Here is a 26,317-nt window from a genome sequence, read left to right as displayed (position 1 = left end):
TTCGTCGGCGGCGCCGGTGCGCCACGCAATTACGGTATTTGCCGGAATACGGTAACAGCGGCCCCACTGTTGGGCATCGAACGGGAGAAACCTGATGACAAGCACCGCGCATCCCATCGTCGTCATCGGCGCCGGTCCGGTCGGGCTGGCCGCCGCCGCTCATCTCCTGGCTCGCGGGCTGACCCCGCTGGTGCTGGAAGCGGCACCGGCGGTGGCGGCCAACATGCGTGACTGGGGACACGTGCGGGTCTTCTCGCCCTGGCGGTACAACATCGACAAGGTGGCCCGGACGCTGCTCGAGCGTTTCGGTTGGGAAGCGCCGGACCTCGAGGAGCTGCCGACCGGGCGTGAGATCGTCGAGCGGTATCTGGAGCCTTTGGCCGCCCTGCCGGACCTGGCGCCCCGACTTCGCTTCAACCACCGCGTCGTGGCCATCAGCCGTCAGCACATGGACAAGGTGAAGACGGGCGGGCGCGACGCTTCGCCCTTTGTGGTGCGCGTGGCGACCGCCGAGGGCGAGAGCGAGATCCTCGCCGATGCCGTGCTCGACGCGTCCGGCACCTGGGCGACACCCAATCCTCTGGGCGCCACCGGCCTGCCGGCGATCGCGGAACAGGCCCATGGCGACCGCATCCATTACGGCATCCCCGACATTCTGGGGAGTGCGCGGGGCCGCTACGCCGGTCGCCGGACTGTGGTGGTCGGCTCCGGCCATTCGGCCGCCAACGCCCTCCTGGACCTTGCGCGCTTGGCCGAGCAGGAGCCGGGGACCACGGTGGTGTGGGCTGTCCGCGGTACAGACTTGCGGCGCATTTTCGGAGGCGGTGAGGCCGATGCCCTGGCAGCGCGCGGAGCGTTGGGAATGGCGCTCAGGAACCTCCAAGCCAGTGGGACACTTGAATTCGTGACCGGGTTTCGCGTGGCGAAGGTCGTGCAAACGGGCGGCACGGTGGCCCTGGAGAGCGGCGATGGGCGGCGCATCGAGGAGATTGACGAGATCATCGCAGCCACCGGCCAGCGGCCGGATCTGGCGCCGCTACGCGAGGTGCGGCTCCGCCTGGACCCGTGGCTGGAATGCACGGAGGCGCTTGGCCCGCTCATCGACCCCAATCTGCACAGCTGCGGCACGGTCAGGCCGCATGGCGTGCGCGAGCTGTCGCATCCGGAGCCGGGTTTCTACACCGTCGGTATGAAAAGCTACGGTCGGGCGCCGACCTTCCTGATGGCCACCGGATACGAGCAGGTCCGCTCCATCGCCGCCTTCCTGGCGGGCGATCTTGAAGATGCCTATGACGTGCAGCTGGACTTGCCCGAGACCGGCGTGTGCAGCAGCGATTTCCACGCGGAGCCCTTGCCCACATCTCCGAATGCTTGCTGCGGCGCGAGGGTGGTGTGACGGTAACCACGTCGGCCGGAGCGGTCGCCGCTCCGGCGGCCCGGCGCCTTCAGTTCCGATTGGCCTGAAGATCGACCACATACCGCGTCAGACACTCCGCCAGATATTCCGCCTCAGCGAAGGACAAACCACGCCGAACCGCCTCACCGGCCAGTTCGCCGTTCACCACCGTGGTGTCGATGACCATCCAGCCATCGAAATCAAAGCGAAGCCCATATTCTATCATCATCCAATGGACATGGAGACGCGCGACGGCACACGCGACGGCGCAGACGAACAGTTGCCGTCAGTAAGGCCATGCATCGCACCGACCGGTCGCCGAACAACCACCATATCTGACGGAGCCGGGCGCCATCGCGGAATCCTCCCGCCCGGGATCGGATAAGGATCGTCATGCCGCATGAGACGACGTTCATCGCCACCATCGTTGTGGGCCTGGTTCTCGCCTTCCTCGGCGGCCTTCTCGCCAGCAAGCTCCGGTTGTCTCCCCTCGTCGGCTATCTGCTGGCCGGCGTCGCGGCCGGCCCCTTCACGCCCGGCTTCGTTGCCGACGAGGGGCTCGCATCCCAACTCGCCGAGATCGGCGTCATCCTCCTGATGTTCGGTGTCGGACTCCATTTCTCGATCAAGGACCTGCTCGCCGTCCGCGCCATCGCGATTCCCGGTGCCCTCGGCCAGATCGTGATGGCGACGGCGCTGGGCGTCGGCGTCGCGCACATCTGGGGTTGGACGTTCGGCGCGGGTCTGGTGTTCGGATTGGCGCTCTCGGTTGCCAGCACCGTGGTGCTGCTGCGCGCCCTTGAGGAGCGCAACATCCTCGATTCGGCGAACGGACGGATCGCCGTCGGCTGGCTCATCGTCGAGGATCTCGCCATGGTGCTGGTTCTGGTGCTGTTGCCGGCCCTGGCGGGCGTGCTCGGCGGGACGCCGCGCGGCGTGGCGGGCGAAACTGGCGGCAGCGATCTGGCCGTGACCCTGGCGCTGACGCTGGGCAAGGTCGGGGCGTTCCTGGCCCTCGTGCTGGTGGTCGGCACCCGCGCGATTCCGTGGCTTCTGATGCAGGTCGCCCGGACCGGCTCGCGCGAGCTGTTCACGCTCTCGGTGCTGGCGACCGCGCTCGGCATCGCCTTCGGCTCGTCCGAGCTGTTCGGCGTCTCCTTCGCTCTCGGGGCCTTCTTCGCCGGCGTCGTTTTGAGCGAGAGCGACTTCAGCCATCAGGCCGCGGCCGACGCGTTGCCGCTTCAGGACGCCTTCGCGGTGCTGTTCTTCGTCTCGGTCGGCATGCTGTTCGACCCGATGATCCTTTTCCGCGAACCGTTCGCCGTGCTCGCCGTCGTCCTGGTCATCGTCCTCGGCAAAACGCTGGCGGCGTTCAGCATCGTGATGGCGTTCGGCTATCCGGCCTCGACCGCCCTCACCGTGTCGGCCAGCCTGGCGCAGGTCGGGGAGTTCTCGTTCATCCTGGCCGGGCTCGGGGTGACGCTCGGGCTGCTGCCGCCGGAGGGACGCGACTTGATCCTCGCGGGCGCGCTGCTCTCGATCACGCTCAATCCGCTGGTGTTCGCCGGCCTCGACCGTCTCTCCGGCTGGCTGCGGCGGAGGCCGGGCGTGCTGGGCCGGCTTGAACGCCGGAGAATCGACAGCCTGTCGGTGCTGCCTCCGGCCCACGAAGGCCCGCAGGACCATGCGGTCATCGTCGGTTACGGACGGGTCGGCAGCGTCGTCGGCAAGGGCTTGAAAAGCCAGAACCTGCCGATCGTGGTCATCGACGAGAACCGCCGGCGGGTCGAGGCGTTGCGCAAACGCGGCGTGCCGGCGGTCTATGGGGACGCGACGACGCCGGGCGTTCTGGAGGCCGCCGGCACCCGGCGGGCGCGGCTGATCGTCGTCGCCACACCCCAGGGCTATCAGACACCGCGCATTCTCGATCTCGCGCGCCGGATCAACCCCACCATCGACACGGCGGTGCGGACCCACAGCGACGCGGAGGTCGCCGATCTGGAGAGGCAAGGCGTGGGCCTGGCGATCGTGGGGGAGCGCGAACTCGCTTTCGGACTGATGGACTATGCCCTGCGCAGCCTCGGTTCCTCGGGCGACCGAGCGCGGGATGTCGTCCAGGAGGTTCGGGTTGCGGGCGAAGGCGGCGTCTACGAGCGACGACACAGCGCGCCCTGGCGTGGGGCGCCGGAACTGCGCCAGCACCGCGGCGAGGCACCGCCACCCGATTGACCTGCACCTCCGCACAGCCCTCCGGAAGAAAGCCAAAAGATAAACGTCGCACCGTTCAATCAGCAGGATAAATCGTGAAAAATCCAATCCACAAAGTTTCCTAAAAAAGTCTATCGCCTAACGCAATCAACCGCTCCCAGCGCGATGCTGATTTTTCCCTGCTGATGCCTATATAGGAGTAGATCACAAAAATACGCGGGAGGTTGATATGCCGTTGCGCTCTGAATACACCCTGCACCAATCCGATTTGAACGAGTTCCTGTCCGCCCCGCTCTGGGAGGAGGAGAACGGAAGCCGCCTCAGCGTTCTCTCCGCGCTGGCGCGGCTTGGCATCGATCCCTGGGCCGAGGCAGCCCGCTTGGCGGCGCTGCCAAGGGACGCCGCGGCGTCGGCACTGGCCGTCATCCTCCGCCGGCTTCCGGCCCAACAGCCCGAAGCCCCGGACGCTGTCGCGACGGCGGATCGCTTGGTGAGACTCTTGCCGGAAGGGGGGTCCGCCACGGCCCCGAACGGCGAAGTCGTCGACCGGAGCCGCCGCACGGGTACCGTCAACCCGTGGTTTTTGCTTCTCCTCATGGCGGCGCTCGTCGCCTGGGGGATGATGAGCTTCTGGTCCTGACCACCCATTCGCATCCGCGGGGAACCGGGGCGGCGGTGCGAGCTTACTTTGCCAGAACATAGGTGCCAGGCGCGTCGGCGAGCGCGGGATGCGTCGCACTGCCCAGCGCCGGCGGCTTTCCTTTTCGACCCGACCGCTCTGCCAGCCATGACGTCCAGTCCGTCCACCAGCTGCCGCTGTGCGCGGTGGCCTTCTCGCACCATGCCTGCGCGGCCGCGCCGGGGACGCCACCGATTTCCAGCACCCGGCGCAATGAGCGTGCGGTAGACCGGGTTGGTGTGCCATTCCGGCGCGGCGAAGCGCTTGTCCCGCGGCACCGTTCTATCGGATGGCAGCGTCGGCCTGCTCGGCTCGCTCCAAGTCCAGGGGATCGATCGTGGCGGCCTGGGCGAGGGTCGTACCGCCGGCGCGCACCGGCAGCAGGATCACCGTAGCGACACGCCGGTAAACCGGAAAGGACAGGCCATCGACCAGTTCTTCATCGGTTTCGACGGTGTAGGTTCCCGCCGGCTGCACACCGTCGATCCCGGTCAACACGAAGGGGTGCGAGAACGTCACTTTTCTGCTGCTGGTGCGTGAGAGCATTGGATGTCTCCTGGGGCTCGATCGACATGGTGCGAAGGGGGAAGCGAAGCGGGAGGTGACGAGGGCCAACCTTCCGACATAGTATTGTTCATATAAGCGACGCTGCGAAGCTTTGGTGACATGGCGCAAGGATATTCTGGCCATGCTGCTTTATTTCTGCGTTTTTGCGGGCGGCACGAGAAACGTCGCAAACGCTGCAACAGAAACCCGGGCGCCGCACCGATGCCGGTCAATGACCGAAAAGCACGGCAATGGCGATGGCCATTGTCACGACGCTGAATCCGGTGCTCGCGATGACCATCGAACCTTCCGTTGCGGAGTCCAGACGATAATTCACGGCAAACAGGATACCGAAGAACCCTGACGGCACGGCGGCGAGCAGGATGGCCATCTTGGCGACCTCGGCCGGGATCGGGAGGACGGAGACGATGGCCGCGGTCAGCAGCGGTCGCAGGACATCGGCCATTCCGGTCGCGCCCACGACCTTCCAGTCCAACCGGAACGATTGACCCGCGAGGATCAAGCCGGTCAGGAACAGCGACACGCCGGCTGCGGCATGGCCGATCAACTGCAGGCACGCTTTCGTGACGGGACCGAAGGTCAGGCCCGACAGCGAGAACAGGATGCCGAGCGCAGGCCCCAGGACGACCGGTTTGGTCAGCGCACGCCGCAGTGCCCTGGCGATGCGAATCTTCGGCGTCTCATCGGGATTGCTGCCCGTCTGACCATTCATTTCGACAACGATCAGCGTGAGCGGGGTGACAAGGATGGAACCGGCGGCCAGCGCGACGGCCACCGGCACCGCGCCGGTCGGTCCCAGCACTGCGGACACCATCGGCAGGCCGACGCCTGCGAGATTTGGGAAGGCGATGGTCACGGCTTGAAGCGACGCATCCGTCGGGTTGGTGTCAGACGACGAACGCACGAGCACATACCACAGAAAATACAGAATCAGCATGACGGCGCCGAAGATCGCAAAGAGCGGCGCTTGCTCCAGCATCTCGCTTCGCCGTGTCGAAGCGGTCGCTACGAACAGCGAAGCCGGCAAGGCGAAATCCATGACGAGAGCGTTGAGTCCATTGACCTGATCCTTGTTGACGATGCCGAACCACCCGGCGCCGTAACCCAGCGCCATGACGAAGAAAACCGGCGCCAACGCCAGCGGAATTGCATTGGACATGGCTGAACAGCCCTTTCTCAGGGGATGACGGACAGGATTCGGCGGCCGCGAAGGCGTTGGTGCCCCGGCGGCGGACGCGCTCCGGAGGTTTGGGCAGCAAACCGTCGCTCGGACGCGTCATTTGCCCCATGGCAGCCCCCGATGCATTCTCGACGGAGTGCCGGCAAGGTACAGAGCGATCGGTTCTCGATGTGAAAATTCCTGTAAATTATCGTGATGCAAATCCGTTCGATGCTCACTGCAAGAGGCGAATGTCTTTTTTAATATAATGCCATGATATTGAAGGCGTGTTTTCGTCATTCTGTTCTGATCGAACTTTTTCAAGGATTTTCGGATTTTTACTCGTCCTTTGTTTCGTCGCATGCAATTCAGGGCGTGCCGCCACCCGGCAAAAACCGATCGGCATCCACCCGTTTGAAGTGAGGCAACGCCATGTCGTCTTCCCGCATTCGTTCCGCGGCACTGCTCGCACCTCTGCTCGCGCTGGCCATTCCGGCCGCCGCGCTGGCTCAGCCCGTCAAGCACGAGCCCATCAAGAACATCGTCCTTGTGCACGGCGCATGGGTCGATGCCTCGGGCTGGCGCCCCGTCTACGACATTCTGACGAAGAAGGGCTTCCACGTGACGATGGTCCAGGAACCCCTGACCGGTTTCGCGGACGACGTCGCCGCCACCAAGCGCGTGCTCGCCGAACAGAACGGCCCCTGCGTGCTGGTGGCGCACAGCTATGGCGGTTCGGTCGTCACCGAGGCGGGAGCCGATCCGAAGGTGGCGGCGCTCGTCTATGTGGCCGCCCACGCGCCGGACGTCGGCGAGGACGAGGCGGCCCTGGGCAAGACGATGCCCAGCGTCACGCAGAAGCAGCCGGGCGACATCGTCAAGACGGCGGATGGCTACACCTATCTGCAACCCGCTGTCTTCCCATCGCATTTCGCGGCCGACCTGCCGGCCGCGCAGGCGAGGTTCGAAGCGCGGTCGCAGATGCCGACGGCCGCCTCCGTCTTCTCGACCCCGCTGACCGTCGCGGCGTGGAGGACCAAGCCGAGCTGGGGCATCGTCGCCGGGTCCGACGAGATCATCAATCCCGATCTGGAGCGCTTCTACTACAAGCGCGCGGGCAGCCACACGACCGTCCTGAAGGGGGCGAGCCACTCCGTCTACGAGTCCCGCCCCAGGGAGGTCGCCGCCGTCATCGAACAGGCCGCGCTGCACGCCGGCGAGGCGACGAAGTGAGGCCATGGGGAGCGTCGCCGCCCCAAGGACCGGCGGCGATGCCTCCCCGCTGCCCGGAGATCCGATCCATGCACCTTCAACCGAACGTCCCGTCGCCGCGCGCGTGGGACACCGGACGACAATCCCGTGAACAGCGCCTGGCCTCTGCCGCCCGTTTCGCACGGGGCAAGCTGGTCGCGCACCAGGACGCGACCAGCCTGCTCGAAGCGGTTCTCCGCCCGGGAGACCGCGTCTGCCTGGAAGGCGACAACCAGAAGCAGGCCGATTTCCTCGCGCGATGCCTCGCCCAGGCGGACCCGACCGTTCTCCGCGATCTGCACATCGTGCAGTCCGGCATCGTCCTTGCCGAACATCTCGACCTGTTCGAGGCCGGCATCGCCCGCAAGCTGGACTTCTCCTATTCGGGACCGCAGGGTGCCGCCCTCGCCCGCGCCCTTGCCGGCGGGACGATCGAGCTGGGCGCGATCCACACCTATCTCGAACTGTTCTCGCGCTATTTCGTCGATCTGACGCCGCACGTCGCGCTGACGGTCGCGCGCTGCGCCGACCGCGACGGCAACCTCTACATGGGGCCCAACACGGAAGACTCCCCCGTGGTGATCGAGGCCACGGCGTTCAAGCAGGGCATCGTCATCGCCCAGGTCAACGAACTCGTCGACAAGGTGCCGCGCGTCGACGTGCCCGGCGACCGCGTCGACTTCGTGGTCGAAGCACCGGAGACATTCTACGTCGAGCCCCTGTTCACGCGCGATCCGGCGCAGGTCACCGAAACCCAGATCCTGACGGCCATGCTGGCGATCCGGGGAATTTACGAGGAATACGGCGTCCGCCGGCTGAACCACGGAATCGGCTTCAACACGGCGGCCATCGAGCTGCTGTTGCCCACCTACGCCGAGCGGTTCGGCCTGAAGGGACGGATTGCGACCCATTTCGCGCTGAACCCGCACCCTACCCTCATCCCGGCGATCGAGACGGGCTGGGTGCAGCAGGTCCACAGCTTCGGATCGGAAGTGGGCATGGACGCCTACATGCGCGCCCGCCCGGACATCTTCTTCACCGGCCGGGACGGGTCGATGGCGTCGAACCGCCTGTACTGCCAGGCGGCCGGCCTCTACGCGACGGACCTCTTCATCGGCTCCACCCTCCAGATCGATCCGCAGGGCAACAGCTCGACGGTCACGCGCGACCGGATCGCGGGGTTTGGCGGCGCCCCCAACATGGGGTCCGATCCGCATGGCCGGCGCCACGCCAGCGACGCCTGGATGAAGGCGGGACGGGAAGCCGCGGACGGGACCCCGGCTCTGCCGCGCGGCCGAAAGCTGGTCGTCCAGATCGTGGAGACCTTCGGCGACAAGCTCGACCCGACCTTCGTCGAGCAGCTCGACAGCGTGCAGCTCGCCGAGACGCTCCACCTCGACCTTCCGCCGGTCATGATCTACGGCGACGACGTGACCCACATCGTCACGGAGGAGGGCATCGCCAACCTCCTGCTCTGCCGCACCGCCTACGAACGCGAGCAGGCGATCCGCGGCGTTGCCGGCTACACGCCGGTCGGCCGCGCCCGCGACCGGCGGGTGGTCGAGGATCTGCGGGCGCGCAAGGTGATCCGGCGGCCCGAGGATCTGGGGATCGATCCGCTCGACGCGAACAAGAGCCTGCTCGCGGCGCGCTCGATCAAGGACCTGATGCGCTGGTCGGGCAATCTCTACGACCCGCCGCGCAAATTCCGGAACTGGTAGGAGGCTGCGATGATAACCCTCACGCTGCGGTACACGACCCGCGCACCGATGCCCGGAAACGCGCGCCGCGCGCTCGTCGGGGTCGTCGCGTCCGGCAACCTCGAAGTCCTGCTCGAACGGACGCTGCCCGACACGGAATGCGCGGTGGAGATCGCCACGCCCGTCCGCGGCTACGACGAGGTCTGGACGGCCGTCCTCGCCGACTTCGTGGAACGCGCCTCCCCCGGCGGGCTCCGCATTTCGATCAACGACAGCGGGGCCCGGCCGGACACGGTGGCGCTCCGCCTGATGCAGGGCGCCCGCCTGATGGAGGCGACCCGATGACCGGCATGATGATCCGGAACGAGGCGACCGTCGCCTCCGCGAGCTGGTTCTTGGCGTCCGCGCGCGAACGGCTGACCGGCATTCTCGATCCCGGCAGCTTCGTGGAGTTCCTTCCGCCGTCCGAACGCGTCCGCAGCCCGCATCTGGCGCAATTCGACCTTCCCGCCGCCTTCGACGACGGGATGATCGTCGGCCGCGGCCGCCTGGATGGCCGGGACGTCCTGGTCGCCGCGCAGGAAGGCCAGTTCATGGGCGGGACCTTCGCCGAAGTCAGCGGGGGGAAGCTCCTCGGCCTGATCCGCGCGGCCATCGCCGATCCGGACCTTCCGCGCAGCATCCTGCTGCTGCTGGACAGCGGCGGAGTGCGGCTTCAGGAGGCGAACGCCGGCGAACTCGCCGTCGCGGAGGTGATGCGCGCGATCGTCGAGGCGCGGAGCGCCGGGGTCGCGGTCGTCGCCCTTGTGGGCGGCCGCGCCGGCGCCTTCGGCGGTGCCGGCCTCACCGCCGCGACCTGTTCCCGGATCGCGATCTCCGAACAGGGGAGGCTCGGCGTGACGGGCCCGGAAGTGATCGAGACCAACCAGGGTGTCGAGGAATTCGACTCCCAGGACAAGGCCCTGGTGTGGAGCGTGACGGGCGGCAGAAGCCGCCGCCTGATCGGCGGCGCCGACGCCTACGCCGAGGACACGATGACCGGCTTTCGCGCGGCCGCCCTTGCCCTGCTCGACAGCCCGCCGCCGTTCGACCTCCTGACTCTGCAGGCCGAGCAGGAACGGCTCGCGGAACGCCATGCGCTGTTTGGCGCCTGCGAATCCGCCGTGGAGATGTGGGGCATCCTCGGCATCGCCGACCCCGAAGCCGTGAGGGATATGGACGACGCGGCCTTCGTCGCGATCGCCGCGGGTGTGAAAGGAATGGACCATGACGCTCGATGACATCTTGGCGAACCTGTTTCCGGCCGGGCACGACGTCGCGGCCGGCCCCGACAGGCTGATCCTGGGAACCGGCCGCCGCCGGAACGGCGGCACCGTCCAGGTGATCGGCATCGCCGATGGGGAGCCGCTGGGGATCGCGGGCGTCCTGCCGCTGGCCGAGCGGGTACTGCGGGTGATCGCGGCGGGCGACGGTGCGCCGATCCTGGTGATGGTGGACACCTGCGGCCAGCGCATGGCCCGCCGCGACGAGATGCTCGGCCTCAACGAGTATCTGGCGCATCTCGCAAAATGCCTGCGGCTCGCCAGTTGGCACGGTTACCCAACGGTCGGGCTGAATTACGGCAAGGCCGCCGCCGGCGCGTTTCTGGCCACGGCGCTGGCGACGGACATCCTCGTGGCGTTGCCCGGGGCGGAGCCCGCCGTCATGGACCTGCCGTCGATGGCGCGCGTCACCAAGCTTCCGGAAGACACGCTGCGGGCGCTGTCCCGGACCACTCCGGTCTTCGCGCCCGGTCTCGCCGCCATGGCCGAGGTCGGCGCCGTCGCGGAGGTCTGGGACCCGCGCCAGCCGCTCGACGCCCAATTCGAAGCGACCCTGGCGAATGTTCCCGGTCATGACGTCCGGGACGCCCTCGGTGCGGCGCGCGGCGGACGGCGCCTGACGGCCGATCTGGTGCGGCGTGTGGCGGCCCAGGCCACTGGGGGCGCCCATGTGGCGGCGTCATGACTTGCTGCGGGTGCAACCGGACCGGTGGCACGTGATCCTGGCCCGGTCACCGGCTGTCCAGACCCTGACCGGCGAGCCGCGCCGGCTCGTCGCGGGCTGGGCGGAGCGGGGCTGGCCGGTGGTCGTGCGGCGGCGCGGTCCCGATGACGGCGATGCCGGCATCGATGCCGGCATTGATGTGGGGATCCCACTTCCGCCGTCCTGCGGGAAGCTGCGGCTCGCCTTGTCCGTCCCCGCCGACTGGGTGGCAGAACCGGTCGCCGCCGTCCCCCTGAGCAGGGCGGTGGGCACGACCCCGGCGCACTGGCGGACGCAACTGGAAGAGCTGGTTGCCTTCGGCGAACGGCAGGCGTTGCGGCCGGCGCTCTTCGGCGCCCTGCTCTGGCAACAGGTGACCGGGCTGCCCTACCTCCGCCCCGGATCGGACATCGACCTGGTCTGGCCCACGCCACCCGCAGGAACGCTCGGCGTCCTGCTGGACACACTTGAACGATTGGACGCCGCCGGCCCGGCCCGCCTCGATGGCGAAATCATCCTGGCGGACGGAGGCGGCGTGAACTGGCGGGAACTGCACCGGGAACTCCGCGTCCCCGACGGAGCCGTGCTCGTCAAATCCATGGACGGAGCGGACATTCGATGCGCGCGCACCCTTTTCACCTGAGACCCGCGGCATGGACTGGCAACGTGGTGCGGAAGGCCGAACGGCCGGCGCCCCAGACACCCGTCGTGATCGCGGAATGGCTGGGCGGCCTGGCCAGCGCCGCCCTCACCGCCGAACTGGAGACATGGCCGAAGCCAGGTCTGGTCAGCCACATCGACACGGGCAGTCACGACGACATGGACCACGCCACCTTCCAGCGCAGCGCGGCGGCGCTCCGGCCCTACTTCGGCCGCCTTGCGCAGGCCGGCGGCGAAGGTGCGGACATGGACCGGCTTCGGCGGATCGGCCGGGAGGCGGAAGCGGCCATGCTCGACGCCACCGGTGGGGTGAACACCCACCGGGGTGCCATCTTCGGCGTCGGGCTGCTCTGCGCGGCCGCCGGAGCGGCCTGGGCGGAATGGCGGCCGGTGCAAGGCGTCCGGCCGCGTCTGCACGCCGGGACGTTGACCGACATCGTCCGGCAGCGCTGGGGGGAGGCGATCGTGAGCGGCCCCATTCCCCTCCACAGCCACGGGAGCGGCGCCCTGCGCCGGTTCGGAGCGGGCGGCGCGCGGATGGAAGCCGCCGCCGGCTTCCCCCACGCCCGGCGTGTCGGGTTGCCGGCGTTGCGGCTCGGCCGCGCCCTCGCCGGCGGGGAGGAGGCCGCGCGCGTCCAAGCCTTTTTCTCGCTGCTGGCCGTCGTTGAGGACACCAACCTTCTCCACCGCGGCGGTGCTGCCGGATTGCAGGACGCGCGCGAGGCGGCCCGGCGCTTTCTGGCGGATGGAGGCATCGGGCAAAGCGACTGGGTGGTCCAGGCTGCGGCCGTTCATCGTGACTTCGTCCGGCGACGCCTCAGCCCCGGCGGCTGCGCGGACCTGCTTGCGGCGACGGTCTTCCTCGACCTCGTCGAGGGAGGCCCGTGATGGGCATTGCCATCCTCTGCTCCGGACAGGGCGCCCAGGCGGCGGGAATGTTCGACCTCGTCGGCGACGCACCGGAAGCGGCACCCGTCTTCGCGGCGGCCCGGCGCGTGCTTGGCGGCCGGGATCCGAGGGATTTCGTTCTTCAGGCGAGCGGCGCCGATCTTCACGCCAACCACGTGGCCCAGATCCTCTGCTGCACGCAGGCGCTGGCCTTCTGGTCGGCGCTTGGTCCCGCGTCCATCCGGCCCATCATCGTGGCGGGCTACAGCGCCGGCGAACTGGCCGCCTGGGGAATCGCCGGGATGATGGACGTGGACACCATCCTGGAACTCACAGCCGCGCGCGCCGCGCTGATGGACGCGGCGTCGCCCGTCGCATCGGGCCTCGGCGCGATTCTCGGCCTGCCGCGCACCGAGGTCGAGGCAATCTGCCGGGCTCATGATCTCCACATCGCCATCGTCAACGGCCCCCAGCATGTCCTCGTCGGTGGCGCGGTGACCAACCTGGAGCCGGCCCTGGCCGACGCCCAGCAGCGCGGGGCAACCCGCACGGTCAGGCTGCCCGTCGGGGTGGCGTCGCACACGCCCCTGCTGCGCCACGCCAGCGACCGGTTCGCGGACCTTCTCCGGCGGCAGGCGGTGGAAACGCGGGTGCCCGTGGGTGTGCGGCTGATCAGCGGCATCGACGGCGCGGCGGTCGTCCGTGTCGAGGCCGGCTTGCGCAAGCTCGCCACGCAAATCCGGGAGACCGTCGATTGGGCCGCCTGCATGGCGGCCTGCGTGGCTGCCCGTCCGCAGCGCGTGCTTGAGCTGGGGCCGGGGGATGCGCTGGCGCGCATGATCGCCGACGCGGAGCCCGGCGTCCGTGCACGCAGCGTCACCGACTTCCATTCCCTGGACGGCATCCGGCACTGGCTCGCTGCCGACGACACCCGCGACACCAGTCCCTGAGGTTCGCCCCCCCGCCAATCAAGCCGACGGCTCCTCCGTGCAGCAAAGCCATTGCCGTTGGCTCGACACAATGGAACGCGGCAGCCGTTGGCGTGCAGGTGTGCGCCGTTGCGGCTTTCCCTGAACATCATACCTAGGTCTATCGACACTCTCTTCAAGAACAGGTCCTCCAGCACCGGCCATTGACTTTCCAACCGACAAAAGACGCGATTCCATTACGAAAATTCACATCGGTTAACTCACGGATCTCTGGCCATTTCGTCATAACGGGTCGGCGAACAGCGCCGACGCACGGCGTCGAACCATCGCCAGCCTGCACGGCCAGCCCTTCCCCCAGCCGGAGATCCCCATGCCCGACATGTATGTACGCGAGGATGCTCGCACAGCGCCCGCCATTGACCCCGTCGAACCGGACACGTCGTCACGGCCGAACGCGTTGGTGGATCGTGAAACTTCGGACAGCCGTGCGAAGCCCGGCGTCCTCCGGCGGCACCCGCTGGCGGCCGGCATGGGGCTTGTCCTGATCGCGGCGACGGTGGCGGGCGGCTATGCCTACTGGCGCGCCGACATCCGGCCCTATGAATCGACCGACGATGCCTTCGTGGACGCGCGCCAGTTCTCCATCGCGCCGAAGGTGCCGGGCTACGTCACCGACGTTGCGGTCACGGACAACCAGCATGTGGAGGCCGGCGCCACTCTCTTCACGATCGATCAACGCGACTACCGCACGGCACTCGACCAAGCGCAGGCGCAGTTCAATTCCGCCCAGGCGTCCATCCAGAACGTCGAGGCGCAGATTGCCGCGCAGCACGCACAGGTGGACGAGGCGCAGGCGCAGATCGACCAGACCCAAGCCGCGCTGCGCTTTGCCGAGGAGGACGCTGCCCGTTACGAGGATCTGAAATCCCGCGGCAACGGCTCCGTGCAGCAGTACCAGCAATCCGCGTCCAATTTGAAGCAGCAGCAGGCCAATCTCGCCCACGCCAAGGCGGCGCTGACGGCGGCGCAGTTGCAGGTCGGCAGCCTGGAGGCGCAGCGGGCGAGCGCGGTGGCGGAACTGGCTCAGGCCAAGGCCCAGGTGGACCAGGCGGAGCTGAACCTGTCCTACACCAGCGTCACCGCTGCCCAGCCCGGGCGCGTGGTGCGGTTGAGCGGCGCCAAGGGCGAGTATGTCCAGCCGGGACAGAGCCTGTCCATGTTCGTGCCCGACGACATCTGGGTGACCGCGAACTTCAAGGAAACGCAGATCACCGACATGCGCCCCGGCCAGCCGGTGGACATCCGGATCGACGCCTACCCGGATCACACGATCACCGGGCATGTCGAGAGCGTCCAGCCCGGTTCCGGCACCGCCTTCTCGCTGCTGCCGGCGGAGAACGCGACCGGCAACTACATCAAGGTGGTCCAGCGCATTCCGGTGAAGATCGGGGTCGGGAATTGGCCGACCGACGTCGCCATCGGCCCCGGCATGTCCGTGGTGCCCACGGTGACCGTGCGATGAGCGCCGGGGCCATCACCGCCGACGGCTTCGACCGGTCGCAGAGCGCGGCGGGAACGCACAACCCGTGGCTGATCGCGGTCGTCGTGTCCATCGCCACCTTCATGGAGGTGCTGGACACCACCATCGCCAACGTGGCGCTGCGCTACATCTCCGGCAGCCTGGCGATCAACACGGACGAGGCCTCCTGGGTGGTGACGACCTATCTGGTCGCCAACGCCATCGTGCTGACGGTCAGCAGCTTCATCGCCAAGCGCTACGGGCGCAAGCGCTTCTATCTCGGCTGCCTGGGGCTGTTCACCGTCAGTTCGGTCCTGTGCGGCTTCGCCTGGAACCTGGAATCGCTGCTGGTCTTCCGCATCCTGCAGGGCTTCGCGGGGGGCGGCATGGTGCCCATCTCGCAGTCGATCCTTGCCGACTCCTTCCCGCCGGCCAAGCGCGGGCAGGCCTTCGCCATCTTCGGCGTGGCCGTCGTGGTGGCCCCGGTGGTCGGGCCGACGCTGGGCGGCTGGCTGTCGGACAACTACTCATGGCACTGGTGCTTCCTGATCAACGGCCCGGTCGGCTTGCTGGCCTGCACGCTGGTCACCCTCTTCGTGCAGGAGCCGAAATCGGCCATCGAGGAACGGGAGAAGCTGAAGCGCCAGGGCATCCGGCTGGACGTCGTCGGCTTCCTGCTGGTCGCCGGTTTCCTGGGCTCGCTGGAGATGGTGCTCGACCGCGGCCAGACGGAGGACTGGTTCGGCTCCACCTTCATCATCGTCTTCACGATCATCTGCGTGGCCTGCTTCTGCCTGATGATCCCGTGGGAGCTGACGCGGAAGAACCCGGTGATGGACCTCCGCATGATCGCCACGCGGCAGTTCGGCTCCTGCTTCCTGGTGATGATGGCGACCGGCGCCATCCTGATCGCGACGACGCAGTTCCTGCCCGAGCTGCTCCAGCAATATTACGGCTACACGGCGACCTGGGCCGGGCTGGCGCTGTCGCCGGGCGGGCTGGTCACCATGACGATGATGTTCGTCGTCGGCCGCCTGACCGGCGTGGTGCAGCCCAAGTACCTGATCGCGGCCGGCGGCGCGGTCGCGGCGCTGGCGATGTGGGACCTGACCAACCTCTACGCCGACGCGACCTTCTGGTTCTTCGCCTGGTCGCGCATCTTCATCGGGTTTGGCCTGCCGCTGATCTTCATCCCCATCACCACGGTGTCCTACGACGGCATTCCGCCGGACAAGACCGATCAGGCCTCGGCGATGATCAATGTGGCGCGCAACGTCGGCGGCTCCATCGGCGTGTCCATCGCCGCCAACGTCCTGGCCTACCGTGCACAGTTCCACCAGAGCCGGCTGGTCGAGCACGTGGTGCCGTCCAACCCGAACTACCAGACCACGCTGCAGTCCGTGGCGGACTATTTCGGGGCGGCCGGAAGTGGGGCGGCGGCGCCTGGGCAGGCCATCGCCTACATCGGCCAGCAAATTCAGATGCAGGCCGGATTGTGGGCCTACATCGACGTGTTCTTCGCGTTGATGGTGATTTCCGCGGCCATCGTGCCGCTGGCGTTGGCGCTGCGCAACGTTCGCCGTTGACGGGACCACGTTGGCCGCACCAGTGCGTCACGAGCAGTCCGCTCGCCGCGTGTCGAAGGTCGGATGGGGAAAGGGGGAGGAATGGCCATCGCTCGCGGCCGTCCTTCAGGATCGGCCGGCGGGGAGAAAGGGGAAAACGACGGACATTGCCTGCATCTGCCGGGTCCTCCTTGAAGAGGTCAAGAGTTGTGCAGGCTCGAACAGTGCACTCGGTCTTGCGCCGTTCAGCGTGGACGGCGGAGCTTAGGCGCCGGGGATGGCGCTTCGTCACGCCGACGCTTGCGCCACTGCCGCCCTGTACCTTGGAACAGGGGACGCCAGCATCAAGTCAGGGACCGGCCCGACAGCCGTGTGATGGTTTTCCTTCGCCTACCTGACGCATGATAAGGCCAGCCGTTGGCGATGCCGCCCACGTGATTGCAGAAGGAAGAGCCCGATGCTTTGGAACAGCGCCAATATTTCCGTTCAATTTGGACTGTCCACCCAGGTCGCGGGTCTGCTTTCGGCTGAGACGCCCATGAACGTGGGCCGGTCGCAAGCGCTGGATCGGGATGGCTTCGCGTTCGGGGCTTTTGTCCTTGTGCCGCGGCGGCACCTGCTCCTGCACGACGGCGTGCCGGTCACCATCGGCAGCCGGGCCTTCGCAATCCTGCACGAACTGGTGCGGCGCGCCGGCGATCTGGTTTCCAAGGATGATCTGCTGACCCTCGCCTGGCCGTCCACTTTCGTGGACGAGGCTAATCTGCGGGTGCAGATCGCCAGCATCCGCCGGGTGCTCGGCGCGCATGGCGACGCGACAGGCTTCATCGTCAATGTGTCGGGGCGTGGATACAAGTTCGTGGAAACGGTGGCCCGGGTTTCCACCCGCGACCATCATGGGCTGCCGGCCCGGGCTTAAAATCCGCGTTAGGGTTTCGCCGTCCGGCGCTGTCGCGAATTGCCGCTTCCGCCGACACGAGGGTACTGAACCCGGGACGTCGGCGACTGAACCGCACCCTTGCGACAGCGGCGCCGAAAACCCTCTCAAGACGAAAAAAGAAATAAAATAACAAAAAACACGTCTTCCCGGTGATCACGCGAACATAACCGGAGCGTTGCTTCGGCTTTAATCCTCCTTACCGGCCAATGCCCGGCCACATCATCAAAGGAGGTTACAGTGACCATCATTGCGAATGCGACGGAAGGGGCCGACATGTTGCGGGGCACGTCTGTCGACGATACATTCGGAGGACTTGGCGGAAACGATGAAATCTTCGGCGCGGGTGGCGCCGACACCATTCACGGCAACGCCGGCAATGACACGCTCTACGCCGATACCTACATCAACAACCCTGGCACCGGGGTGGAAGCCGACACCGAAGGCACGTGGAACCGCCTGTTCGGTGACGCCGGGGACGACGCGCTGGTCAGCGGGGCGGGGTTCGACGACCTGTGGGGTGGTGTCGGCAACGACACGTTGACCGGCGGGGCCGGCGTGGACTGGTTCGTGTTCGAGGCCGGCAGCGGCGTGGACACCATCACCGACTTCACGCCGGGTGAGGACACCCTCATTGTGTCGGCCGATATGAACGGCACCGGCGAGCCCGTGCTCAGCCAGAACGCCGACGGCACGGTGGTGGACTTCGGCGGCGGCAACGCGGTGCTGCTGCAGGGCGTGGCGCTGTCCGAACTGCCCGCCGATGCCGTCGTCACCGCCCCCTACAGCGACGAGGCGTCCTTCTACACCACCGCGGTGGAGGCGCTCCTGGGCTGATCACCCTGGTCTCTCAGGGTTTGTGGTGGGAAACTCCGGCCCCGCGCGTTCCGCGCGGGGCCTCTTTCTTGCCCATCCCCAGACCCGGGGTCGGGCCCGGGGTCAGGCATTGACCAAAAGGCTGAATTCCACCCGCCTCTGCGCGGTGTCGAGACCGCGTCGTTGAAGCGTACACTGGGTTTCAGGCGGCCCCTGTCCCGCCGATCGGCTATTGGGGAGGGATGCCCATGAACCGGGCCTCTCTGCTGGGATGCGCGCTGGCGGTCCTTGTCCCGCTGGCAACAGAGACGCCCCATGCCGAGGACATGGCGGCAGCGGCCGACGCGCTTGCGCGACGGGCCGAGGCGCACCGGGCCGCCGGCAAGATCACGCAATCCCTGGCTGAATTGTCCGAAGCGCGGCGTCTGGCGGAACAGGCGGGCGACGCTTCCCTCCTCGCGGCCATCGACGCCGCCGTGGCGGACGTCGCCACCGCGGGCACCTTGGACAGCCGGGCCCGCGCGCAATGGGCCCACACGCTCGACCAACTCATCGCCCGGGCAAAGCCGGGTCAGGAGCGCACCCGGGCAGCGGCGCTCAACACGCTGGGTCGGTTGCGCGACATGCCGGATGCCGTGGATGCCTTGCGGCAGAGCGCCACGCTGGCGCGGCGTGCGGGCGATCCGGCCCTTGCCGCGACGGCCGGCATCAACGCCGCCCGCCGGCTTGCCGCCACGGACGCACCGGCGGAGGCGGAAACCTTGCTCAGGGAGGCGGAGGCGGATCTCGCGGCGCTTCCCGATGACCATCGGAAGGCTTTCCTGCTCGTCGCCCACGGCGTCGCCCTGATGAACGTGCAGGCTTCGGCGCGGCAGAACCGCAGCGACCTGGTCCGCCGTTGCCGCGACTCCCTTGAGAAAGCCGCGACGTTGGCGCGATCCATCGGTGACCGGCGCACGCTGTCGGCCGCGCGCGGCTATCTGGGGACGCTGTACGAACGCCTAGGGCGCCCGGACGATGCGCTCGCCCTGACGCGCGAGGCGGTTTTCCTGGCCCAGGAAATCATGGCCGCGGACCTGCTCTTCCGCTGGCATTGGCAAGCGGGACGGCTCCACCGGAGCCAGGGCCGAACTGGCGATGCCTTGGCGTCCTATGATGCCGCGATCGCCGCCATCCGCCGCGTTCGCTCCGACCTGCTGCGCGCCTACGGCGGCTATGGTTCCGCATTCCGCGAGGCCATCGGGCCGGTCTACCTGGAATTCGCCGACCTTCGGCTTCGTCAGGCCTCCGTCCTGAGGGGCACGCCACAGGCGCAAAAACACCTCGTCGCCGCCCGCGACGCCCTGGAGCAGCTGAAGGCGGCGGAACTGGAGGACTATTTCCAGGACGACTGCGTCGCGGCGTTGAAGGCCAAGGTCAAGGCCATCGACCCTCTGGCCCCCGGCACCGCCGTTCTCTACCCCATACTGCTTCCCGACCGGTTGGAACTGCTGCTCAGCCTCTCCGACGGGCTTCACCAAGCCACCGTCCCGGTCGGCGCTGCCGAAATCGGCGCGGTGGCGACCAATTTCCGCCGGCGGTTGGAGCAGCGGACCAGCTCCCTTTTCCTGAGCGACGCCCGGACCTTGTACGATTGGCTGGTTCGGCCGCTGGCGCCGCTGCTGGACAGGCGCGGGGTGAACACGCTGGTCCTCGTCCCGGACGGTCCTCTGCGCAGCGTTCCTCTCGCGGCTGTCCACGACGGGAACGGCTTCCTCGTGGAGCGCTACGCGCTGGCGGTGACCCCTGGCCTCAGCCTCATGGAGCCGAAACCGCTGACCGTTCAACAGGCCGAACTTCTGCTGGCCGGCTTGACGGAAAGCGTGCAGGGATTCCCGCCACTGCCCTTCGTAGAGTCCGAGATCGCCACCATACACGGCACGCTGGGAGGAACGATCCTCGAAAACCGCTCCTTCATGATCGAGCGGGTCGGCCGGGAACTCAACGCTGCGCCCTACTCCATCGTCCACATCGCCTCGCATGGCAAATTCGAGCCGGAGGCGCGCGACAGCTACATCCTGGCCTACGACGGGCGGCTCAGCATGGACCAGTTGGAGCGCTTCGTGAAGTTGAGCCAGTACCGGGAAGAGCCGGTCGAGTTGCTGACCCTCAGCGCCTGCCAGACCGCGGCCGGCGACGACCGCGCGGCGCTGGGGCTTGCCGGAGTGGCGATCAAGGCGGGGGCACGCAGCGCGCTCGCGTCCCTGTGGTTCATCAACGACCAGGCGTCCTCCCAGTTGATCGCCGATTTCTATCGCCGGCTCGCCGCGGGAGGGCTGGGCAAAGCCGAGGCGCTGCGCCAAGCCCAACTCGCCATGCTGAAGGACCTGCGCTACCAGCACCCGGGCTACTGGGCCGCCTTTCTGCTGATCGGGAACTGGCTATGAGGGACCGCATCCTCCCTTCCCTGCTGATCGGGCAGGCCGCGGTCCTGGCGGTGGCCCTGCTGCACCTTATGGGCTGGCTGCAGCCGCTCGACCTGCTGGCCTACGACGCCGGCCTGAGGTCGCGCGCCCGGCCGGCGGTGGACGAGCGCATCGTGCTGGTCGGCGCCCGGGAGGCCGACTTGGCGGCGCTGGGCTGGCCGCTGTCCGACGCGCAGCTCGCCAACCTGCTGAACGCCTTGTCCGCGGCGAAGCCGGCGGCCATTGGCGTGGACATCTACCGCAACTGGCCCATCGGCGACGGAAAGGGAGAGTTGGAGCAAGCGCTGCGGGCGAACCCGGACATCGTCTGGGTCAACCGCCAGGCATCGGAAGCCGGCGGCGCCATTCCCGCTCCGTCGGCGCTGGCGACGCCGGACCGGATCGGCTTTTCCGACATCCTCGTGGACCCCGACGGGGTCGTCCGCCGCAGCCTGCTGTTCGTCGACGACGGCTCCGGGCAGCACGCCACCGCGCTGTCCATGGTCATGGCGCTGCGCCTGCTCAGGCATCAGGGAATTGTCCCCCGACCCGACCCGGCGGACCCCGCACACCTGCGGCTGGGTGCCGTCACCCTCCGCCCGCTGGAGGCGACCGACGGCGGCTACGGCGGAGTGGACGCCCGCGGGTACCAGTTCCTGCTGGACTATGCGCTGGGGCCCGGCCCCATCCGGGATTTTTCCGTGCGGGACGCGCTGGACGGCCGCATCCCGGCCGAGGCGCTGGCCGGCCGGCTGGTGTTCGTCGCGGTCACCGCCGACAGCGTGAAGGACTACTTCCGGACGCCGGTGGACGCCGGTTTCGCCTTCGGGGCCGTGGTGCACGCGCAGGCCACGAGCCAGCTTCTGCGCATGGCGCTGGGCGAAACGAAGCCGATGCTGGTCCTGCCGGACGGCGCCGAGGTCGCCGTAACGGTCGTCGTCGGGCTGGCGGCCTCCCTTTTGGCGCTGGCGATGCATGGACCGACGGCCTTTGCGCTGCTTCTGGTGGGTGGAACCGCTGCCCTGTCCGGGTTGTGGTTCGCGGCCCTGACGCACGCCCTGTGGGTGCCGTTGGCAGCGCCGCTGGCGTCCTGGGCCTTGGCGCTCGGCCTCGTCACCGCCTTCCTGTCCCGGCAGGAACGGGCCGACCGGGAGGCGCTGATGCGGCTGTTCGCCAGCCACGTGCCGGGGCCGGTCGCGCAGGACCTGTGGGAGCAGCGCCACCTGTTCATGGACGGCGGGCGCCCCCGGCCGCAGCGGCTGACGGCCACCGTTCTCTTCTCCGACGTCGCCAACTTCACCCCCATTTCCGAGAAGATGGAGCCGGAGGAGCTGGACGCTTGGCTGCACGACTACATGGGCGCCATGGTGCCGGTCATCCAGAACCACGGCGGCCTGCCCCTGCGCTTCGTCGGCGACGCGATCCTGTCCGTCTTCGGCGTCCCGGTGCCGCGCGGGACGGAGGAGGAGATCGACCGCGACGCGGTCAACGCCGTCTGCGCGGCGCTCGCCATGGCCGACGTGCTCGCCCGCCTGAACGCGGGTTGGGCCAAGCAGGGCCTGCCGCCGGCCGGCATCCGGGTCGGCATCTACACCGGCCCCATGGTGGCCGGCAGCATCGGCGCGCCGGGCCACATGGAATATTCCCTGACCGGAGACGCCGTGAACACGGCGGCCCGCCTGGAAGCCCTTGCCAAGACGGTGGGGACGGACGTGCCCGGCCGGCCGTGCCGGATCCTGGTCGGCGATCCGACCTGGGAACGGCTGCGCGGCGCCTTCCGTGGGGCGGCGGTCGGCGAGGTCCCGCTGAAGGGCAAGGACCGCAAGGTTGGCGTTCACGTCATCCTCGGCGAAGCCGTGCCCGGCGGATCCATGGCGGAAGACAGAGGGCTGGGCGGCCAGGAGCCGGGCGGCGTGGAGCGGATCACAGCGCCGGCGGGTTCCGCCCCCCTAATATCCGAAAAGCCAACATCCGAAAAGCCAACATCCGACAAGGCCGGCCCACTCGCCGGCCCGCGCGAGAAAGGAGCCACGGGATGACGCGTCATCCGATCTTGGCGGCGACGCTCGCCGCAACCGCCATGCTCTTCGCCGGCCCGCCGGGCTTTGCCCAAACGGCGACGCCGCAACGCAGCGGCACGCAGGAGGCCGCGGTCCCCACGGCCGGCATCGTTTACGTCCCTCCGGCGCGCGGCGCGCCGGCCGGGCGGATCGGCGGCAGCACGCGGGGTCCCGGCACCGGGATGCCCAGCCTGGAGGTGCTGGCCCCCGACCATCCGGGCCTGACCGCCTCGCCGCAGCCGACCCTGCTGTGGTACCTGGGCGCGCCCGCGAAGGGGCCGGTCCAGGTCGTCGTCGATACGGCGGAAATGCTGGGCCGCCCGCCGCTGCTGGACCTGACCCTGCGCGCCCCTCCTCCGGGGATCAACGCGGTCGAGCTTGCCCAGCACAAGGTGAAGCTGGAGCCGGGACGGCTCTACCGCTGGTCGGTGGCCCTGCAGGTCGATCCGGCGCAGCGCTCCGGCGACGTCCTGGCCTCGGGCCTGATCCTTTACCAGCCGGGGACGGGCAAGGCCCCGGATCGCGCGTCCCCGGCCACGGCGGCCAACCAGCTGGCCGCGCAGGGCTACTGGTACGACGCGCTTGCCGTGCTGTCCCGCGCCATCGCGCGCCAGCCCGGCGACACCGGTCTGCGGACCATGCGCGCCACCCTGCTCGACCAGGTGGGCCTGCGCGAGCCGGCCGCCTTCGACCGGCAGGGCGGCAGGGGCGGATGAAACACCGTGCAACACCATGAAACATGAAAACGCGTGGTGTTGCACAGGTGCTTGGCCACTCTCAGCTAGGCATAATATCCTAAGGAGCATTTTCGCGCAACAGTCGGTCGCACGGATTCTAGAAGACCCGCCCGGTGATGCGGAAATGGACGCCGTGGTCCTGGAGGGAGTCGCCGTCCACATCCGGCACGTCGCGCAAGGGGTGGGCGTAGGTGAATTGCAGGCTGATGTCGGCGGACACGTCCCAGCGCAGGCCCAGCCCGACGCTGGCGATGGCGCGCGGGGCCGGGGTCGGCTCGCCGTGGTTCCAGCCGCGGCCAAAGTCCACGAAGGGGACGAGCGACACGCGGCCGTCCTCGGCGTCGCGTGAGAGCAAGGGCAGCGGGGCCTGGAACAGTGGAACGCGCCCTTCCAGCGACAGGATCAGCCCCTGGTCCCGGACCAGCGTGTTTTCGCGATAGCCGCGCACCGTGTCGAGGCCGCCGATGGCGATGCGCTCCGACGGCAGCAGCGTGTCGTTCGACAATTGCGCGTCGACGCGCAGCACGATCTGGTCGCCCCGCTCGTCGAGGCGCCGCGCCCATTGGAACTGCCCGAGCCAAGCGAGGAACTGCCCGTCCGGCACGCCCGGCTCGCCGTGGACCGTCGCCCCCAGCGCGTCGATGCCGAGGCTGAAGACGGAGCGCAGCGCGATCACCTCCTCCGGGCGGCGGCGCAGCCAGTTCTGCGACAGGCGCAGCACCGTCAGGGTCGCCCGCCCATCCTCCACGCCTTCGGAAAAGGTGAAGGGCCGCCCCAGCAGGAAGGTTTCCGTGCGGCTCCGCGACAGGGTCAGGCCAAGGTCGACGCGGTCGCGCGCGGTCAACAGCACGGGGTGGGAAATCCCGGCCTCGTAGGTGCGCACGCGACTCTGGATGTCCAGCTCGCTCAACGGCGCTTCGACGATGCGGGCGCGGGAATCCTCGGCGCGGATCCGCAGCGTCGTGCCGGCGGCGGTCACCGGCGCTTCGAACGCCGCCCAGTAATCGTGGGAACCCTGCGTCCGCTCCAGGTTCAGCTCCAGCGCGTCGCCCCAGCCGGTCAGGTTGCGGACGACGCCGTAGGCGTTGCCGCGCAGCTCCCCCGTGGTCGGGGAGGCCGCGTTGTCCAGGTTGAGCCACAGGGCGTAAGGCGGTGCCCGCGTCACCGCGACGCCGAGCCGGCTTTCCCCCAGCCGCTCGCCCGGCTCCAGCTCCGCGTTGAGACGCTCGATCAGCGGGTCCTGGAGCAGCAGGAGGACACGCTCCCGCAGCGCGTTCACGTCCAAAGGCGTGCCGATGCCGCGCGCCAGCCGCCGTTCGACGTAGCGCGGGTCGAGTCCGCCGGTCCCCGTCACATCGATCCCGGCGAGAGCGCCCTCCACGATCCGGAAGGTGACGATGCCGTCGGTGACGTCCTGGTCCGGCAGCACGGCGCCGGAGGTGACGAAGCCCCGATCGACGTACATCTCCGTCAACCGGTAGCGAAGCTCCTGCAACTCGTCCGCGCTGACCTCGCGCCCGGTGAAGGGGGCGGCGGCAGCCTCCAACTCCGCGGCGGGAATGGCGGTGTTGCCCTCGAAACGGTAGCCCTTCACGAAAACCCGCGGCCCCTGCGCCAGCGGTGCCCGTTCGGGCGGGACCAGGACGGGCGGCGGCAGCGGATCCGGTTCCGCCGGCTGGAAACCCGGCAGGCCGGGGCGTTCGCGCTCTCCGCGCTCCGGCAGCGGGGGAACGATCTGCGACGGCCCGATCTGCGGCGGCCCGACGCGGGGCGGCACGGTCTGGGCCTGGACCGGCGACGCCGCGGCGATCAGAACCGCCCCAGTGGAGATGATCGTGGAGACGATCATGGAGACGATCGTGGCGGCGATGAGCCCGATTTTGCGGGTCGGCACGGCGAGCGGCACCGCGGGCACGGGCTCACCGCGGCGGCTGGCCATAGTCGGCGATCTGCTCCGGCCGCAGCAGGGTGATGTAACCGTGTTCGACCGCGATCAATTCCTCGTCCTGCCAGACGCGGAGCTGCTTGTTGATGCTTTCCCGGCTGGTGGCGATCAGGTTGCCGAGATCCTTCTGCGACAGTTTCAGGTCGATGCGCAGCCCGTCCGCGGTCCGCCGGCCGTAGCTGGCGCCGAGGCGCACCAGCAGGCGGGCCACCCGCTGCGGCAGGTCCAGCAAGGCCAGATCCTCCACCAGAAGGCTGGTCTGGCGCAGGCGGTCGCACATGACCTCCAGCATCTTGATGGCGACCTGCGGGCTCCTTTCCAGGAACGGCACGAAGTCGCGCCGTTCGATGACCAGCAGCACGCAATCCCCGATGGCCACGGCGTCGGCGGTGCGCGGGCGCCCGTCGAGCAGCGCGATTTCCCCGAAGATCTCGCCGGTCTCCACGACCTTGAAGACGATTTCCTTGCCGCTCTCGGCGACGGCGCCGATGCGGACGTTGCCGAGCAGCACCGCCATCATGCCGCTGCCCGGATCACCCTTCTGGAAGATGGTCTGGCCGTTCCTGTAGCGGCGCTCCCCGGCGAAGGCGAGGATCGCGTCGACATCCTTCCCGCTGATGCTGCGGAACAGGTCATGGCGCAAAAGAAGCTGGCGTTTGTAGGCCGGGTCGAAGCGACGCACGAATCCCTCCTATTCTGCTCCAGGGAGATCCGGACCACCGGTTGCGGCCCTCCCATTAACCTACCCTTGGCGCCCGCTTGCCAACGGAGCATCCGGGTTATTCGAATTTTGAAGCGTCCCGCACCGGCCAGCCTGTGATACGGACGGCGC

23 protein-coding genes are annotated in these 26,317 nt (G+C 68.3%); 18 read left to right on the top strand and 5 right to left on the bottom strand.

All coding sequences use genetic code 11. The features are described 5' to 3' along the window. Nucleotides 1-94 precede the first annotated feature (94 nt). The gene (locus tag J2851_RS15275; protein ID WP_209767240.1) at nt 95-1,396 is read left to right on the top strand and encodes an FAD-dependent oxidoreductase; all 1,302 of its coding nucleotides are present in this window, start codon (nt 95-97) and stop codon (nt 1,394-1,396) included. A 49-nt stretch (nt 1,397-1,445) separates the two neighbouring features. Here the strand turns inward: J2851_RS15275 and J2851_RS15270 are convergent, their stop codons facing one another. After that, complete coding sequence (locus J2851_RS15270; protein ID WP_209767239.1) at nt 1,446-1,583, bottom strand: hypothetical protein; 138 nt, start codon at nt 1,581-1,583, stop codon at nt 1,446-1,448. Nucleotides 1,584-1,789: 206 nt separating this feature from the next. Between J2851_RS15270 and J2851_RS15265 the strand changes: the two genes are divergently transcribed. Further along, a complete protein-coding gene (locus J2851_RS15265) occupies nt 1,790-3,625 on the top strand; it encodes a cation:proton antiporter domain-containing protein (RefSeq protein ID WP_209767238.1) in 1,836 nt (611 codons plus the stop codon). A 208-nt stretch (nt 3,626-3,833) separates the two neighbouring features. After that, nucleotides 3,834-4,244, top strand: coding sequence for a hypothetical protein (locus tag J2851_RS15260; protein ID WP_209767237.1), 411 nt, complete (start codon nt 3,834-3,836; stop codon nt 4,242-4,244). A gap of 321 nt (nt 4,245-4,565) precedes the next feature. Here the strand turns inward: J2851_RS15260 and J2851_RS15255 are convergent, their stop codons facing one another. Both J2851_RS15255 and J2851_RS15250 read right to left on the bottom strand, forming a co-directional pair. Next, nucleotides 4,566-4,829: a hypothetical protein gene (locus tag J2851_RS15255; RefSeq protein ID WP_209767236.1), complete on the bottom strand. Its 264-nt coding sequence runs from the start codon at nt 4,827-4,829 to the stop codon at nt 4,566-4,568. Nucleotides 4,830-5,058: 229 nt separating this feature from the next. Then, nucleotides 5,059-6,009, bottom strand: coding sequence for an AEC family transporter (locus J2851_RS15250; protein ID WP_209767235.1), 951 nt, complete (start codon nt 6,007-6,009; stop codon nt 5,059-5,061). Between the two features lie 432 nt (nt 6,010-6,441). On the opposite strand from J2851_RS15250, the gene J2851_RS15245 reads away from it, so the two are divergent. From J2851_RS15245 to J2851_RS15175, 15 genes are all read left to right on the top strand, one after another. Beyond that, nucleotides 6,442-7,242, top strand: a complete 801-nt coding sequence (locus J2851_RS15245) for an alpha/beta hydrolase (protein WP_209767234.1) — start codon at nt 6,442-6,444, stop codon at nt 7,240-7,242. A 68-nt stretch (nt 7,243-7,310) separates the two neighbouring features. Beyond that, nucleotides 7,311-8,981 (top strand): malonate decarboxylase subunit alpha, encoded by a 1,671-nt coding sequence (gene mdcA, locus J2851_RS15240; RefSeq protein WP_209767232.1) that lies wholly within the window; start codon nt 7,311-7,313, stop codon nt 8,979-8,981. 9 nt (nt 8,982-8,990) lie between these two features. Beyond that, complete coding sequence (gene mdcC, locus J2851_RS15235; RefSeq protein WP_209767230.1) at nt 8,991-9,305, top strand: malonate decarboxylase acyl carrier protein; 315 nt, start codon at nt 8,991-8,993, stop codon at nt 9,303-9,305. Next, the gene (locus tag J2851_RS15230; RefSeq protein ID WP_246500671.1) at nt 9,302-10,240 is read left to right on the top strand and encodes a biotin-independent malonate decarboxylase subunit beta; all 939 of its coding nucleotides are present in this window, start codon (nt 9,302-9,304) and stop codon (nt 10,238-10,240) included. The genes mdcC and J2851_RS15230 overlap by 4 nt, the downstream gene beginning before the upstream one ends. Further along, nucleotides 10,227-10,967: a biotin-independent malonate decarboxylase subunit gamma gene (locus J2851_RS15225; protein WP_209767229.1), complete on the top strand. Its 741-nt coding sequence runs from the start codon at nt 10,227-10,229 to the stop codon at nt 10,965-10,967. The genes J2851_RS15230 and J2851_RS15225 overlap by 14 nt, the downstream gene beginning before the upstream one ends. A gap of 31 nt (nt 10,968-10,998) precedes the next feature. Continuing rightward, nucleotides 10,999-11,628: a malonate decarboxylase holo-[acyl-carrier-protein] synthase gene (mdcG, locus tag J2851_RS15220; protein ID WP_343206577.1), complete on the top strand. Its 630-nt coding sequence runs from the start codon at nt 10,999-11,001 to the stop codon at nt 11,626-11,628. 23 nt (nt 11,629-11,651) lie between these two features. Continuing rightward, on the top strand, nt 11,652-12,533 hold the full coding sequence (gene mdcB / locus J2851_RS15215) for a triphosphoribosyl-dephospho-CoA synthase MdcB (RefSeq protein ID WP_343206576.1): 882 nt from the start codon (nt 11,652-11,654) through the stop codon (nt 12,531-12,533). Further along, entirely contained in the window at nt 12,533-13,483 is a 951-nt protein-coding gene (locus tag J2851_RS15210; protein WP_209767224.1) for an acyltransferase domain-containing protein, read from the top strand. The genes mdcB and J2851_RS15210 overlap by 1 nt, the downstream gene beginning before the upstream one ends. Before the next feature lie 439 nt (nt 13,484-13,922). After that, a complete protein-coding gene (locus tag J2851_RS15205; RefSeq protein ID WP_209767222.1) occupies nt 13,923-14,984 on the top strand; it encodes an HlyD family secretion protein in 1,062 nt (353 codons plus the stop codon). Next, entirely contained in the window at nt 14,981-16,567 is a 1,587-nt protein-coding gene (locus tag J2851_RS15200; protein ID WP_209767221.1) for a DHA2 family efflux MFS transporter permease subunit, read from the top strand. The genes J2851_RS15205 and J2851_RS15200 overlap by 4 nt, the downstream gene beginning before the upstream one ends. A gap of 436 nt (nt 16,568-17,003) precedes the next feature. After that, nucleotides 17,004-17,465, top strand: a complete 462-nt coding sequence (locus J2851_RS15195) for a winged helix-turn-helix domain-containing protein (RefSeq protein ID WP_209767219.1) — start codon at nt 17,004-17,006, stop codon at nt 17,463-17,465. Nucleotides 17,466-17,723: 258 nt separating this feature from the next. Then, a complete protein-coding gene (locus tag J2851_RS36560) occupies nt 17,724-18,320 on the top strand; it encodes a calcium-binding protein (RefSeq protein WP_209767218.1) in 597 nt (198 codons plus the stop codon). Between the two features lie 227 nt (nt 18,321-18,547). Beyond that, nucleotides 18,548-20,725, top strand: coding sequence for a CHAT domain-containing protein (locus tag J2851_RS15185; RefSeq protein ID WP_209767216.1), 2,178 nt, complete (start codon nt 18,548-18,550; stop codon nt 20,723-20,725). Beyond that, on the top strand, nt 20,722-22,782 hold the full coding sequence (locus tag J2851_RS15180; protein ID WP_209767214.1) for a CHASE2 domain-containing protein: 2,061 nt from the start codon (nt 20,722-20,724) through the stop codon (nt 22,780-22,782). Before J2851_RS15185 ends, J2851_RS15180 begins: the two co-directional genes overlap by 4 nt. Beyond that, complete coding sequence (locus J2851_RS15175) at nt 22,779-23,519, top strand: DUF928 domain-containing protein (protein WP_209767213.1); 741 nt, start codon at nt 22,779-22,781, stop codon at nt 23,517-23,519. The genes J2851_RS15180 and J2851_RS15175 overlap by 4 nt, the downstream gene beginning before the upstream one ends. Before the next feature lie 118 nt (nt 23,520-23,637). Here the strand turns inward: J2851_RS15175 and J2851_RS15170 are convergent, their stop codons facing one another. Continuing rightward, a complete protein-coding gene (locus tag J2851_RS15170; RefSeq protein ID WP_246500670.1) occupies nt 23,638-25,479 on the bottom strand; it encodes a ShlB/FhaC/HecB family hemolysin secretion/activation protein in 1,842 nt (613 codons plus the stop codon). Next, nucleotides 25,460-26,167 (bottom strand): Crp/Fnr family transcriptional regulator, encoded by a 708-nt coding sequence (locus tag J2851_RS15165; RefSeq protein WP_209767211.1) that lies wholly within the window; start codon nt 26,165-26,167, stop codon nt 25,460-25,462. Before J2851_RS15165 ends, J2851_RS15170 begins: the two co-directional genes overlap by 20 nt. Nucleotides 26,168-26,317 lie beyond the last annotated feature (150 nt).

The sequence above is a fragment of the Azospirillum rugosum genome, assembly GCF_017876155.1.
Taxonomy (GTDB): Bacteria; Pseudomonadota; Alphaproteobacteria; order Azospirillales; family Azospirillaceae; genus Azospirillum; species Azospirillum rugosum.
Note: the sequence above shows the minus strand (reverse complement) of the source record. Positions and strands in the feature narration are given on the sequence as shown.

Coding starts and splice junctions, on each gene's coding strand:
- J2851_RS15255 (WP_209767236.1), bottom strand. CDS start 4,829: ATGCTCTCACGCACCAGCAGCAGAAAAGTGACGTTCTCGCACCCCTTC.
- J2851_RS15250 (WP_209767235.1), bottom strand. CDS start 6,009: ATGTCCAATGCAATTCCGCTGGCGTTGGCGCCGGTTTTCTTCGTCATG.
- J2851_RS15275 (WP_209767240.1), top strand. CDS start 95: ATGACAAGCACCGCGCATCCCATCGTCGTCATCGGCGCCGGTCCGGTC.
- J2851_RS15245 (WP_209767234.1), top strand. CDS start 6,442: ATGTCGTCTTCCCGCATTCGTTCCGCGGCACTGCTCGCACCTCTGCTC.
- J2851_RS15225 (WP_209767229.1), top strand. CDS start 10,227: ATGACGCTCGATGACATCTTGGCGAACCTGTTTCCGGCCGGGCACGAC.
- J2851_RS15270 (WP_209767239.1), bottom strand. CDS start 1,583: ATGGTCATCGACACCACGGTGGTGAACGGCGAACTGGCCGGTGAGGCG.
- J2851_RS15195 (WP_209767219.1), top strand. CDS start 17,004: ATGCTTTGGAACAGCGCCAATATTTCCGTTCAATTTGGACTGTCCACC.
- J2851_RS15175 (WP_209767213.1), top strand. CDS start 22,779: ATGACGCGTCATCCGATCTTGGCGGCGACGCTCGCCGCAACCGCCATG.
- J2851_RS15230 (WP_246500671.1), top strand. CDS start 9,302: ATGACCGGCATGATGATCCGGAACGAGGCGACCGTCGCCTCCGCGAGC.
- J2851_RS15260 (WP_209767237.1), top strand. CDS start 3,834: ATGCCGTTGCGCTCTGAATACACCCTGCACCAATCCGATTTGAACGAG.
- mdcC (WP_209767230.1), top strand. CDS start 8,991: ATGATAACCCTCACGCTGCGGTACACGACCCGCGCACCGATGCCCGGA.
- J2851_RS15210 (WP_209767224.1), top strand. CDS start 12,533: ATGGGCATTGCCATCCTCTGCTCCGGACAGGGCGCCCAGGCGGCGGGA.
- J2851_RS15200 (WP_209767221.1), top strand. CDS start 14,981: ATGAGCGCCGGGGCCATCACCGCCGACGGCTTCGACCGGTCGCAGAGC.
- mdcA (WP_209767232.1), top strand. CDS start 7,311: ATGCACCTTCAACCGAACGTCCCGTCGCCGCGCGCGTGGGACACCGGA.
- J2851_RS15265 (WP_209767238.1), top strand. CDS start 1,790: ATGCCGCATGAGACGACGTTCATCGCCACCATCGTTGTGGGCCTGGTT.
- J2851_RS15170 (WP_246500670.1), bottom strand. CDS start 25,479: ATGGCCAGCCGCCGCGGTGAGCCCGTGCCCGCGGTGCCGCTCGCCGTG.
- J2851_RS15180 (WP_209767214.1), top strand. CDS start 20,722: ATGAGGGACCGCATCCTCCCTTCCCTGCTGATCGGGCAGGCCGCGGTC.
- J2851_RS15185 (WP_209767216.1), top strand. CDS start 18,548: ATGAACCGGGCCTCTCTGCTGGGATGCGCGCTGGCGGTCCTTGTCCCG.